Origin of the sequence: Streptomyces nanhaiensis (assembly GCF_046614825.1) — a bacterium.
Classification (GTDB): domain Bacteria; phylum Actinomycetota; class Actinomycetes; order Streptomycetales; family Streptomycetaceae; genus Streptomyces; species Streptomyces radiopugnans.
Genome location: NZ_JBKJFM010000014.1, coordinates 51,687 through 63,086, shown reverse-complemented (window position 1 = coordinate 63,086; position 11,400 = coordinate 51,687). Strand labels below are relative to the sequence as shown.

General features: G+C 72.8%; 14 protein-coding genes and 6 tRNA genes. 8 read left to right on the top strand and 12 right to left on the bottom strand.

Features of this window, described 5'->3' with window-relative positions:
• Positions 1-135 precede the first annotated feature (135 nt).
• The 6 genes from ACLIYP_RS06705 to ACLIYP_RS06680 all read right to left on the bottom strand — a co-directional run bounded on the left by ACLIYP_RS06705 (position 136) and on the right by ACLIYP_RS06680 (position 4,757).
• A complete protein-coding gene (locus tag ACLIYP_RS06705; RefSeq protein ID WP_412712210.1) occupies positions 136-780 on the bottom strand; it encodes a hypothetical protein in 645 nt (214 codons plus the stop codon).
• The gene (locus ACLIYP_RS06700; RefSeq protein ID WP_412712209.1) at positions 777-1,685 is read right to left on the bottom strand and encodes a carbohydrate ABC transporter permease; all 909 of its coding nucleotides are present in this window, start codon (positions 1,683-1,685) and stop codon (positions 777-779) included. The genes ACLIYP_RS06705 and ACLIYP_RS06700 overlap by 4 nt, the downstream gene beginning before the upstream one ends.
• Positions 1,682-2,692 carry a carbohydrate ABC transporter permease gene (locus ACLIYP_RS06695; RefSeq protein WP_412712208.1) on the bottom strand — a complete coding sequence of 337 codons (1,011 nt, stop codon included), beginning with the start codon at positions 2,690-2,692 and terminating at the stop codon, positions 1,682-1,684. The genes ACLIYP_RS06700 and ACLIYP_RS06695 overlap by 4 nt, the downstream gene beginning before the upstream one ends.
• A gap of 20 nt (positions 2,693-2,712) precedes the next feature.
• Positions 2,713-3,984: an ABC transporter substrate-binding protein gene (locus ACLIYP_RS06690; protein WP_412712207.1), complete on the bottom strand. Its 1,272-nt coding sequence runs from the start codon at positions 3,982-3,984 to the stop codon at positions 2,713-2,715.
• Between the two features lie 222 nt (positions 3,985-4,206).
• Positions 4,207-4,278, bottom strand: a tRNA-Val gene (locus ACLIYP_RS06685).
• Between the two features lie 77 nt (positions 4,279-4,355).
• On the bottom strand, positions 4,356-4,757 hold the full coding sequence (locus tag ACLIYP_RS06680; RefSeq protein ID WP_412712215.1) for a TIGR02611 family protein: 402 nt from the start codon (positions 4,755-4,757) through the stop codon (positions 4,356-4,358).
• 184 nt (positions 4,758-4,941) lie between these two features.
• On the opposite strand from ACLIYP_RS06680, the gene ACLIYP_RS06675 reads away from it, so the two are divergent.
• Both ACLIYP_RS06675 and ACLIYP_RS06670 read left to right on the top strand, forming a co-directional pair.
• Positions 4,942-5,355 (top strand): SsgA family sporulation/cell division regulator, encoded by a 414-nt coding sequence (locus tag ACLIYP_RS06675; protein WP_003959770.1) that lies wholly within the window; start codon positions 4,942-4,944, stop codon positions 5,353-5,355.
• A 192-nt stretch (positions 5,356-5,547) separates the two neighbouring features.
• Positions 5,548-6,108: a CGNR zinc finger domain-containing protein gene (locus ACLIYP_RS06670; protein WP_093662486.1), complete on the top strand. Its 561-nt coding sequence runs from the start codon at positions 5,548-5,550 to the stop codon at positions 6,106-6,108.
• A 56-nt stretch (positions 6,109-6,164) separates the two neighbouring features.
• Here the strand turns inward: ACLIYP_RS06670 and ACLIYP_RS06665 are convergent, their stop codons facing one another.
• Together ACLIYP_RS06665 and ACLIYP_RS06660 are read right to left on the bottom strand one after the other, a co-directional pair.
• A complete protein-coding gene (locus ACLIYP_RS06665; RefSeq protein ID WP_412712206.1) occupies positions 6,165-6,395 on the bottom strand; it encodes a hypothetical protein in 231 nt (76 codons plus the stop codon).
• 74 nt (positions 6,396-6,469) lie between these two features.
• Positions 6,470-6,937, bottom strand: a complete 468-nt coding sequence (locus ACLIYP_RS06660; RefSeq protein WP_412712205.1) for a hypothetical protein — start codon at positions 6,935-6,937, stop codon at positions 6,470-6,472.
• Between the two features lie 139 nt (positions 6,938-7,076).
• Here ACLIYP_RS06660 and ACLIYP_RS06655 point away from each other — a divergent pair, with 139 nt between their 5' ends.
• Positions 7,077-7,610, top strand: coding sequence for a DsbA family protein (locus tag ACLIYP_RS06655; RefSeq protein ID WP_412712204.1), 534 nt, complete (start codon positions 7,077-7,079; stop codon positions 7,608-7,610).
• A 4-nt stretch (positions 7,611-7,614) separates the two neighbouring features.
• On the opposite strand, the gene ACLIYP_RS06650 is transcribed toward ACLIYP_RS06655, so the two are convergent.
• From ACLIYP_RS06650 to ACLIYP_RS06640, 3 genes are all read right to left on the bottom strand, one after another.
• Positions 7,615-8,445: a GNAT family N-acetyltransferase gene (locus tag ACLIYP_RS06650; RefSeq protein WP_412712203.1), complete on the bottom strand. Its 831-nt coding sequence runs from the start codon at positions 8,443-8,445 to the stop codon at positions 7,615-7,617.
• 82 nt (positions 8,446-8,527) lie between these two features.
• The gene (locus tag ACLIYP_RS06645) at positions 8,528-9,352 is read right to left on the bottom strand and encodes an aminotransferase class IV (protein WP_412712202.1); all 825 of its coding nucleotides are present in this window, start codon (positions 9,350-9,352) and stop codon (positions 8,528-8,530) included.
• The gene (locus ACLIYP_RS06640) at positions 9,349-10,464 is read right to left on the bottom strand and encodes a chorismate-binding protein (protein ID WP_412712201.1); all 1,116 of its coding nucleotides are present in this window, start codon (positions 10,462-10,464) and stop codon (positions 9,349-9,351) included. The genes ACLIYP_RS06645 and ACLIYP_RS06640 overlap by 4 nt, the downstream gene beginning before the upstream one ends.
• A 135-nt stretch (positions 10,465-10,599) precedes the next feature.
• On the opposite strand from ACLIYP_RS06640, the gene ACLIYP_RS06635 reads away from it, so the two are divergent.
• From ACLIYP_RS06635 to ACLIYP_RS06615, 5 genes are all read left to right on the top strand, one after another.
• A tRNA-Gly gene (locus tag ACLIYP_RS06635) sits at positions 10,600-10,672 on the top strand.
• A gap of 27 nt (positions 10,673-10,699) precedes the next feature.
• A tRNA-Cys gene (locus tag ACLIYP_RS06630) sits at positions 10,700-10,770 on the top strand.
• A 1-nt stretch (position 10,771) separates the two neighbouring features.
• Positions 10,772-10,843 (top strand) — tRNA-Val (locus ACLIYP_RS06625).
• 27 nt (positions 10,844-10,870) lie between these two features.
• Positions 10,871-10,942, top strand: a tRNA-Val gene (locus ACLIYP_RS06620).
• Between the two features lie 18 nt (positions 10,943-10,960).
• A tRNA-Val gene (locus ACLIYP_RS06615) sits at positions 10,961-11,032 on the top strand.
• Positions 11,033-11,113: 81 nt separating this feature from the next.
• Here the strand turns inward: ACLIYP_RS06615 and ACLIYP_RS06610 are convergent.
• Entirely contained in the window at positions 11,114-11,398 is a 285-nt protein-coding gene (locus tag ACLIYP_RS06610; RefSeq protein ID WP_093662472.1) for a TFIIB-type zinc ribbon-containing protein, read from the bottom strand.
• Positions 11,399-11,400 lie beyond the last annotated feature (2 nt).

The window sequence follows — 11,400 nt, the reverse complement described above, 5'->3', positions numbered from 1 at the left end:
GGCGACCGCGGCGGCCTGGAGCACGTTCCGTCTGGGGATCGGGGACATGACGCTCCCATTCTAGTGTCAGGGCCATGACAGGTCGAGATGCCGGCCGCCCGGCGGTGGCGCCGGACGGCCGGGTCGGGAATGCGGTCAGGGGCGGCCGTACCGCCGCTCGACGGCGACCGCGCAGGCGGCCAGGCAGCCGAGCGCCGGGGCGGCCAGGGGCGGAAGCATCCAGGCGGCGACGCCGACCACGGCCAGCCCCCCGGCCAGCAGCGCCGAGCCGCCCGGCTCGGTGCGCAGGGTGCGCCGGGCAGCGGCCCGGCCGGTGCGGAACCAGTCCGCGCCGGGGCGCCAGGCCGCGGCGGCGCGCAGCCCGGTGACCACCACGGCCACCGCGGCGGCGGCCGTGACGGCCCCGACCGCGGCCACCGCCGGGCCTCCGGGCAGCAGCCCGGAGGAGACCACCCGCAGGTCGAAGGCGAGCAGCGCCAGGGCGGCCCACCACAGCAGCGAGAACCGCCAGCCGGTGCGTACGGCCGCCGCCCACTCGGCGGCGAACTCCCGCCACCCCGCCCGCTCGGCGTCCAGGTACCGCCGCAGATGCCCGCAGGCGGCGGCGAACGCGGGCAGCGCCGTCACCAGCACGAGCGCGGCGAGCAGCAGCCACACCCCGGCCAGCAGGCACTCGGCGAAGAGTGCGAACCGGGCGGCGAGGGGACGCCGGTCCGCGCTTCCGGCGGCGCCCGGGGAGATGTCCGCGCGAGCCCGCGCCGCGGCGCCCGTCCCGCTCATCCCTTGAGCCCCGAGGTGGCCGCGCCCTCGACGAGGTAGCGCTGGAAGGCCAGGAAGAACAGCAGCACCGGCAGCAGGGCCGCGACCGACATGGCGATCATGCCGCCGTAGTCGGCGAGGCTGTCCTGGTCCATGAACATCTTCAGACCGAGCGAGACGGTGTACTTGTCGGGCTCGTTGAGGTAGATCAGCGGCCCGAGGAAGTCGTTCCAGGCCCAGATGAAGCTGAAGATGGCACTGGTGATCAGCGCCGGACGGCACAGCGGCAGCACGATCGTCCAGTAGATCCGCCAGTGGCCGCAGCCGTCGAGGCGGGCCGCCTCGTCCAGCTCCCTGGGGAGGTTGCGCATGAACTGCACCATCAGGAAGACGAAGAAGGCGTCCACCGCGAGGAACTTGCCCAGCAGCAGCGGCACGTAGGTGTTGATCAGCTCCATCTTCTGGAACAGCACGTACTGCGGCACCAGCAGCACGTGGACGGGCAGCAGCAGGGTGCCGATCATCAGCGTGAACAGCACGTTGCGGCCCGCGAAGCGGATCCGGGCGAAGGCGTAGGCGGCCAGCGAGCAGGAGAACAGCACGCCGACCACCGACCCCAGCGCCACCATCAGCGAGTTGAGGAAGAACGTCTCGATGCCGATGCCCGCGATCCCGTCGGCGAGCCGCTCGTAGTTGTCGGTGATCGGGTCGGTGGGCAGCAGTTCGAAACTGCCCACGATCTCGTTGCCCGGCTTGAGGGAGCCGCCCAGCACCCACACCACCGGGTAGAGCACCACGGCCAGGAGGGCCAGCGCCCCCAGGTGCCACAGGACCGACCGCGCACCGCGGCGCGCCGGGGCGCCGGCACCGCCGCGCGGGGGGCGGACGGGACGGGCGGTACGGACGGTGCCGGTGGGCGCGCTCATCGGCCCCCCTCCTCGTAGTGCACCCAGCGGCGCTGGGACCAGAACAGCACGGCGGTCACCACGGCGATCCCGGCGAGCAGCATCCAGGCCATCGCGGAGGCGTAGCCCATGCGCAGGTTGGAGAAGCCCTGCTCGTACAGGTACCAGGTGTAGACGAGCAGCGAGTCGCCGGGGCCGCCCGCGCGTCCGCCGCCGGGTCCGGCGATCACGAGCGCGGAGGTGAAGATCTGGAAGGAGTGGATGATCTCCAGCAGCAGGTTGAAGAAGAGCACCGGGGAGATCATCGGCAGGGTGATGGAGCGGAACCGCCGCCAGGCGCCGGCACCGTCCACCTCGGCCGCCTCGTACAGCTCGCGCGGCACCTGCTTGAGGCCGGCCAGGAAGATGACCATCGGGGCGCCGAACTGCCAGGCCGACAGGGCGACCAGGGTGGGCATCGACCAGTCCGGGTCGCCGACCCAGCCGCCGCCGTCCCAGCCGAACAGGCTCAGGGACCGGTCGACGACCGCGTCGTCCTGGAACAGGGCCCGCCAGACGATGCCGATGCTCACGCTCGCCCCGATCAGCGAGGGGGCGTAGAACGCCGAGCGGTAGAAGCCCTGCCCCTTGCGGGGCCGCACCAGCAGCATCGCCACGCCGAGCGCGACCGCGAGTTTGAGCGGGGTGGCGATCAGCACGAACACGGCCGTGACCCGCACCGACGTCCACCAGCGGTCGTCGGAGAACATCTCGGAGAAGTTCTCCAGACCCACCCAGCGGGGCGAGTCGAAGAAGTTGTAGTCGGTGAAGGCCAGGTAGAGGGAGACGAGCATCGGCCCCAGCGTCAGCAGCAGGATGCCGACGCACCACGGGGAGAGGAACAGGTAGCCGGCCACGGTCTCCCGGCGGGCCCGCCGCCGCGCGGTGGCGGCGGGCCGGGGGACGGGGGCGGACGGGGCGGGGCGGCGGGGGCTCTCCACCGCCCGCTCCCCCTGCGCCCCGGCCGGTGCGGGGGTGTCGGTACGCATCACGGGACGTTCTCCTCGGGTCAGGAGCCGAGGGCGGTCTTGGCCTCGCCGAAGAACTGGGACACCGCGTCGTCGACGGAGACGGATCCCTGGGCCACCGAGCCGTAGATGCTCAGGAAGGCGGCCTCGACGGTGTCGGTTCCGGCCGGGTGCGGCGTGATCGGCTCGAGGTGGTCGGTGACGCTCTTCTCGTACTCGGCGATCTTGGCGTCGGGGCCCTCGGGCTTGTAGGCGTCGAACTGCGCGTTGGTCGGCAGCACCCCGCGGTTGTAGCCCATGATCTTCCCGACCTCGGGGTCGTTGACCATGAAGTCGATGAACTCGGCGACCTCCTCCGGGTGCTCGGTGCGGGCGGAGGCGCTGAGCATCAGCGAGGAGAGGTACTGCCCGGTCCGCTCGCCGTCCGTGGTCGGGATGGGCGCCAGGGCGAGCTCCCTGTCCGTCTCGGAGACGTAGCGGACCAGGAAGTTGTCCCAGGTGAACTCGGCGGCCGACAGCCCGGCGCTGACCTCGGACTTGGGCTTGACCTGCTCGGCACGCTTGGCCGGGACGAGCAGGCCGTCGTCGAGCTTCTCCCGGTAGCCGCCCCACCACTTCTTCAGGTCGGCCTCGGTGAAGCCGAGCCCGTCCTCGGTGAAGAACGCCTTCCCCTGCTGGCGCAGGTAGAGGTCGTACAGGTACATCACGCCGCCGTTGTTGCTGGCGCCCCAGAAGTCCTTCCCGGATCCGCTGATCTTCTCGACGGCCGCGTCGAACTCCTTCCACGTCCAGCCGGGCTCGGGGGTGACCCCGGCCTCCTCGAACGCCTCGACGTCGTAGACGAGGGTGAAGGTGTTGGCGCCGACCGGCACGCCCAGCAGCTTTCCGTCGACCTCGCCGGCCCTGCCCAGTCCCTGGCGGAAGTCGTCCAGGTTCAGATTGCCCGCCTTCACCTGGGTGTCGAGGTCCAGCAGCAGGTTCTTCTGCCCGTACTTGCGCAGGAAGGCATAGGAGTTCTGGAAGACGTCCGGCGGATTGCCGCCCGCGGCCTGGGTGTTGAACTTCGTCCAGAAGTCGCCGTACTCCTGGAAGTCGGTCTTGACCTCGATTCCGGGGTTCTCCTTCTCGAACAGGTCCACGGTCCTGTTGATCAGGTCGGCCCGGTCCTGCGCTCCCCACCAGGAGTAGCGGATGGTCACCTTGCCGTCCGCGCCTCCGTCGCCGCCGCCGCATCCGGAGGCGAGCAGCCCCAGCGCGGCCAGGCCGGCCCCTATCGCCCGCAGGCCCGTGGTCCTGCTCCGTCGAGAACTCATCGAAACGCCCCTCCCGGGCGGGTTCGTCCCGCCACCCCGGTTGTTTGAAACGTTTTAGGCAAGCGCTTGCCGGGCTAACTTAGGGATGAGCGGCAGAGGCGTCAACGGTTCGGACAGAATTCACCGGCGGGCATCCGGAGCGTGTACGGGCGCACACGGGCCACACATGGAAGAGGCCGGGGTCCCGGCAGGCTCCGCGCCTGCCGGGACCCCGGCCTTCGGTGGGCGATACTGGGATCGAACCAGTGACCTCTTCGGTGTGAACGAAGCGCTCTCCCGCTGAGCTAATCGCCCGGGTGCGGCGACAACATTACCGCATGTCAGCGACTGCCCGTGACCACCCTCGCGCCCGCCCCGACGCCCTCACCGGCTCAGCTCGCGACGTCCCACGGCATCGCCATGCCGTACAGCGTCAGGTACACGGCCACCAGGGCCGCGGCGACGGCCACGCCGAGCGCCGTGAGCACCATGTTGCGGCGCCGCACCTTCGGGTCGAGCGCGCGCCTGGCCGCCTCGGAGACCTTCCGCCGCGTCCACCGCAGGACGATCTGGGCCCAGACGAACTCCGTCGCCCAGACCGCCAGACCCGTGAAGATCACCAGCCAGCCCGGCCCCGGCAGCGCCAGCATCAGCACTCCGGCGGTCACGATGGCGAGCCCGACCAGGAAGACCCCCACCTGCCAGCTCAGATGGAGCGCCCGGGATGCCTTGATGAACTGCGGCGCCCGTGAACCGAGGGCCCGTTCCTTACTCTCGGTTTCCACCCGCCCCAGATTACCCGAGGCCTCTGCGCCGTTCGCCCGAACAGACCACCGGCCAAATCAGCATTCCTCCATCTGAATGATGTGAAGGGAAACAAAAGGGGCAGAGGGGTTTACACCCATCCCGTAGGTGGCATGTCGATTTCGCCGACGTGCGAATCCCCGAGCGCACACTGAGCGAAAGGCCCTGGCGCTTATGAACACCACGGTCAGCTGCGAGCTGCACCTGCGCCTCGTTGTATCGAGCGAGTCCTCCCTGCCTGTACCCGCGGGCCTGCGGTATGACACGGCCGATCCCTACGCCGTGCACGCCACCTTCCACACCGGCGCCGAGGAGACCGTCGAGTGGGTTTTCGCCCGCGACCTCCTCGCCGAAGGCCTGCACCGTCCCACAGGCACCGGCGACGTCCGTGTCTGGCCGTCCCGCAGCCACGGTCAGGGCGTCGTCTGCATCGCTCTCAGCTCACCGGAGGGCGAGGCGCTGCTGGAGGCCCCCGCGCGGGCCCTGGAGTCCTTCCTCAAGCGGACGGACGCCGCCGTCCCCCCCGGCACCGAGCACCGGCACTTCGACCTCGACACCGAGCTCTCCCACATCCTCGCGGAGAGCTGACAGACGCCGGCACCCCGCTGCCGTCCGACTCGGGGCGACGGCTCGGGGCCCGGCCCTCCCGGCCCAGCGACGGCGACGCCGCCGCCACGTATCACCGTGGCGGCGGCGTCGCCGTGTCCGGGAGCGACTAGAGTCTCACCGCAGCAAGGCCCGCAGGGCTGCCGACGAGACACCGGCCAGGGAGCGACGACCGTGCTGATCAACCACGACACCCGGTGCGCTCTCGACGCCGTCGTCGATCTCCTGAACACCGCGCCCGACGAGCACACCCCCGACACGCTCGCCGACGTCGGCGCGCTGCGCGCCTTCGTCGAGCGCAACGCCGTCAGTGACGTGGGCGCCCTGGACGAGACGGACCTGGCCGCCGTACGAGAGGTGCGCGAGCAGTTCGGGCGGGTCTTCGCCGCGTCCGACGCGCACCGCGCGGCCGAGCTGGTGAACACGCTGGTCGCCGCCGCCGGCACCACGCCCCGGCTCACCGACCACGACGGCTACGACTGGCACATCCACTACTTCGCGCCCGGCGCCTCCCTCGCCGACCACCTCGCCGCGGACGGCGGCATGGCCCTGGCCTTCCTGGTGGTCGCCGGGGAGCGCGAGCGGCTGCGCCGCTGCGCCGCCCCCGACTGCCGCCGCGCCTTCATCGACCTGTCCCGGAACCGCTCGCGCCGCTACTGCGACAGCCGCACCTGCGGCAACCGTCTGCACGTGGCCGCCTACCGGGCGCGGCAGCGCGAGGCCTCCGGGAGCTGACCGGGACCGGCCGGAAGGCGCCGGGGCCGGGGGCCGGGGAGCGGAGCAGCCGGCGGTCAGAGCAGGAACAGGTCGTGCGCCGCCGCCAGGAAGACCAGTGCGCCGACGACGGCCAGGAAGAGCATCAGCGGCGGCTGGGAGAGGGCGAACAGACAGCCGCGGGGCTCGGGAAGCCCGGTGGGCGGTCCGCCGGGGCCCGCCTCGTGCGGTGGGCCGGAAGCACGGTCCTCGGCCGTGCCGGCGGTGGTGTCCGCGGTGGTCCTGGTGGTGCCGGTGGTGTCGCGCATCTCGCCGCGATGATGGCGCGGGCCGGGGTGCCGTGCGGTTCAACACACCACCGCACGGGTCCGGTTCACCGGATTCAGATGCCGTGTTTCTTCAGAATCGCTTCGATGTCCGAGAAGTCGTCCGCGTCGGTCGCCCCGGCCGGCCGCTTCTCACGGCCCCCGGCGCCCTCGCCTCCGAGGGCCGACCGGGAGGCGCCGGACTCCGCCGCGCGGCGCCCGCCGCGCCCGGATCCGGTCCCGCCCTCGCGGGAACGCGTACGCCTCCCGGCGGCGCGGCCCACCACATAGAGGACGAGGGCCACGGCGAGCACCGCGAAGCCGGCCCAGACCGTGGGTTCGAGCACCAGGCCCGAGGCCCAGGACGCCACCGCCCCTCCGATCTCGCCGAACATTCCCAGCAGGCCGGACATCGCCAGTCCGACGGGCACCAGGGAGAGGGCCGCTATACGGGTGGCCGCGGCGAAGCGGCGGCGGTAGGCCGTCAGGAAGGCGACGGCCAGTCCCGCCGCGGAGAGCGCCGCGCAGACGGTCGTGGTCAGCATGTATCCATCGTGCCGCTTCCCGCCCCGTATGTGCCATGCCCGGCCCCGCGGCCCGGGGGGATTTCCGGGATCTTCCGGCCCCGGCCCCCTTCCCGGGCCTCACGGTCTCCTCCCCGGGCCGGGCTGGGAGACTGTCCCCATGAACGACACCCGCCCCGCCCGCCCCGTCCTGGACGTCTGGTGCGAGCTGCAGTGCCCGGACTGCGACCGGGCCATGGCCGACCTGCGCGTGCTGCGCGAGCGTTACGGCGACGCCCTGGAGATCCGGCTGCGCCACTTCCCCCTGGACAAGCACCGCCACTCCTACGCGGCCGCCCAGGCCGCCGAGGAGGCGTACGCGCAGGGCCGCGGCGACGAGTACGCCGAGGCGGTCCTGGCCCGCGCCGGGGAGCTGGGCGAGCGCGGCGAGGAACTGCTGCTGGAGGTGGCCCGGGAGACGGGTCTGGACGCCGAGGAGATGGACACCGCCCTGATCGACGGGCGGCATCTGCTGGTCGTCGACGCCGACCAGGCCGAGGGCCGGGCGATCGGGGTCACCGGCACCCCGACCTATGTGATCGGCGGCGAGCGGCTGGACGGCGGGAAGAGCCAGGAGGGCCTGCGCGAGCGGATCGAGGAGATCGCCGACCGGCTGCTGACCGGGGCCGGGGCCGGGGAGGGGACCGGCCGGTAGAGGGCTAGAGCAGCGGCTTGTACAGGTGGTGGGCGGTCGGCCGGTGGCCGAGCGACTCGTACAGCCGCAGGGCCGCGGCGTTGTCCGTGAAGACGTTGAGCCCGAGCGTGCGCACCCCCGCCGCCAGGCACTCGCGCTCGGCGGCGAGCATCAGCGTCCGGCCGTGGCCCCGGCCGCGGTGCGGCGGGGCCACCTCGACGTCGAAGACCCAGGCGCCGGATCCGCGCGCACGGGCCGTCGCCAGCCAGAGCGTGCCGACGTCCGCTCCCTCGTGGACGAGGACGCGCAGGGCGGTGCCCGCGGTGTCCGGCCCGTCGGGCAGCAGCGCGGCGTGGTCGGCCTCGGACCCGAGGCGGGCCCGCTCCGGGTCCATGCCCCACCCGGCCCAGACGCGGGCGTAGGCCTCCCGGCGGCTCTCCAGCCACGCGGGGTACTCGTCCGCCTCCAGGGGCCGCACCGCGCTGCCGCCGGGCAGTACGGGCGGCTCGGACAGCTCCTTGGCCATGCTCCGGCTGCACTCGGCGTACCCCAGGGCCGCGGCCAGCCGCAGGGCGGGGCCGGCCTCCGCCGGGACACTCGCCTCGATACGGCGGCAGCCCCAGCCGCGCAGCACCTCCTCGGCCGCGAGCGCGGCGACGGTGGCCCGGCCCCTGCGGCGGTCGGGCCCGTGGACGGCGAGTTCCTCGACACGGCCGGCCGACGGGCCGAAGCGTCCGTCCGTGGCCAGCCGCACACGGCCGACGGGGCGGCCGTTGACGCAGATGTCGTACGAGCGGGAGCGGGCGCCGTCCGCGGCGTGCCGCTCGGGTCCGGTGGGGCGCAGAGTGGTGGTCATCGCCTGGGTTCTACCCACCTCGGCGCCCCACCCGTCACCGGGGTGCGGGAGGACCGGAGGCGCCGGGGGCGCGGCCGCCGCCTCACGGGTCGACGTCGGCCGCCGAGCGCTCGGCGAAGATCCGCATCGCCTTGGCCGTGACCGGTCCCGGCGCGGAGGGCAGTTCGCGTCCGTCGATCCGGTGGACGGCCTGGACGTCGCGCAGGGTGGAGGTGAGGAAGACCTCCTCGGCACGCTCCAGGACGTCCATCGGCAGATCGGTCTCCTGCGCGCCGGTCCACTCGGCCACCAGTGCGCGGGTGATCCCGGCCAGGCAGCCGGAGGCGAGCGGCGGGGTGTGCACCTCGCCGTCGAGGACGACGAAGACGTTGGAGCCGGTGCCCTCGCACAGCCGCCCGACGGTGTTGCCGAACAGGGCCTCGGAGGCGCCCTGCCGGTGGGCGTGGGCCAGCGCGACGACGTTCTCGGCGTAGGAGGTGGTCTTCAGGCCGGTCAGCGCGCCGCGCTCGTTGCGGACCCAGGGGACGGTGACGACGGCGGTGGTGTCGGGGCGGGGCTTCGCCTCGCCGACGGCGACGACCAGGGTGGGCCCGGCGTCGCCCCGGTCGGAGCCGAGGGGGGAGAGCCCGCCGGTGTAGGTGATCCGCAGCCGGCCCAGCGGCACGGGATTGGCCTCCACCACGGCGGCGCAGGCGCGGCGCACCTCGTCCCGGTCCGGCTCGGGCAGGCCCAGGCCGCGGGCGGAGACGGCCAGGCGCTCCAGGTGGCGGGTGAGGGCGAAGGTGCGCCCGTCGACGGCCTTGACCGTCTCGAAGACCCCGTCGCCGACGGTCAGTCCGTGGTCGAGCACGGACACCCGCGCGGCGTCGGCGTCCCGCAGTTCTCCGTCCACCCAGATCAGCGTCATGCCCCAGCTCCTCCGGTCCCGCCCGTCGTGCCCGCCGCGCCGGTGGCCCGGATCGCGCCGCTCACGGAAGGCGTCTTCGCGTACTCCCCCGACGCTACCGCGAGCAGCCGCTCCGCCTTGAGCTCGGTCTCCTCCCACTCCCGCTCCGGATCCGAGCCCCAGGTGATCCCGGCGCCGGTGCCGAAGCGCAGCGCCGGCCCGCCGGGCGCGGTGCGGTCGATCCAGAAGGTGCGGATGCCCACGGCCAGCTCGCCGGTGCGGCGGTCGGCGTCCACCCAGCCGATGCCGCCGCAGTACGGGCCGCGCGGGGCGGTCTCCAGGGAGCGGATGACGCGCAGGGCGCTGGACTTGGGGGCGCCGGTGACCGAGCCGGGCGGGAAGGTGTGCTCCAGCAGCTCGGCCCAGCCGGCCCCGGGGGCCAGTTCGCCGCGGACGGTGGAGACGAGGTGGACGAGTCCGGGGTGCGGCTCCACGGCGCACAGGGCGGGGACGGTGACCGAACCGGTGGCGCTGACGCGGCCGAGGTCGTTGCGGACCAGGTCCACGATCATCACGTTCTCCGCGCGGTCCTTTTCCAGCAGGTCGGCGGCCGTACGCCCGGTGCCCTTGATGGGGCGGGACTCCACGGTGCGTCCGCGGCGGGCGAGGTACAGCTCGGGCGAGGCCGTGGCGACCTCGACCCCGTGGGCGGGGAGGCGGACGGTGCCGGCGTGGGGGGCGGGGTTGCCGCGCGCCAGGAGCGCGGTCAGTTCGTCGGGGTCGGCGGCGGCCGGGTCGGGCAGCGGCGCGGTGAGCACGCGGCAGAGGTTGGCCTGGTAGACCTCGCCCGCCGCTATGTGCTCGCGTATGCGCCGCACGCCCGCGGTGTAGGCGGCGCGGTCCAGGGACGACGTCCAGGCGCCGGCGTCCGGTCCGCGCCAGCGCCCCGGCCGGGGGCGGGGTACGGGGGCGGGCCGCACATCGCCGAAGCGGGCGCAGACCAGGCGGCCTTCGAAGTCGGCGACCACCGCCCACCAGCCGGTGGAGTCCAGGGCGGCGGGATCGCCGGTGACGTCCCGCAGGTCGGTGGCGACAAGACCGCCGAAGCGGGCGAGAGGGGCCGGATCGTGCACTCGGCGAGTCTACGGCGGGCACGCTGGGGAAACGGAATTTGAGCTGGCCCGGGAATCCGCTAGAGTTCATGTCGTCACCGAGCGCGGCAGCGGGCGGTGGCGGCAGCTCCCGAGCACCGCCCCGGGAGAGGCACTGCGGACGTAGCTCAGTTGGTAGAGCACCACCTTGCCAAGGTGGATGTCGCGAGTTCGAGTCTCGTCGTCCGCTCGATGGGGGCCCCGCGGCCCCCGCACTGGTGGAGTGGCCGAGAGGCGAGGCAACGGCCTGCAAAGCCGTCTACACGGGTTCAAATCCCGTCTCCACCTCGGACGATTAGCTCAGCGGGAGAGCGCTTCCCTGACACGGAAGAGGTCACTGGTTCAATCCCAGTATCGTCCACTGAGGGCCCTCCGGGGTCCTTGTTCCGCGCGATTAGCTCAGCGGGAGAGCGCTTCCCTGACACGGAAGAGGTCACTGGTTCAATCCCAGTATCGCGCACGCGGCACACCGCACTGCGGACGATTAGCTCAGCGGGAGAGCGCTTCCCTGACACGGAAGAGGTCACTGGTTCAATCCCAGTATCGTCCACACCCCGAAGGGCCGGAGCCTGATGCTCCGGCCCTTCGCCGTGCCCCGCGCCGTCCTGCGGCCGGGAGGAGGGCCTGCCGGTCAGGAGGAGAACAGCATCCGGCTGAAGCTCTTGTGGCGGCCGTGGTGACCGTGATGGCCGTGGTGGCCGTGGTGCGGGGCTCCCCAGGCGGGAGGGGCCGGGTAGGGCTGGGCGGCGGGTCCCGGCGGGGGCGGGGCGGGCTGCGACCACTGCGACTCGAGGCGGGTGAGCGCCTCCAGCTCCCCGTAGTCGAGGAAGACCCCCCGGCAGCCGCTGCACTGCTCGATCTGGACTCCGCTGCGGTTGTAAGTCTGCATGTGCGCTCGGCACTTGGGGCACTGCATCG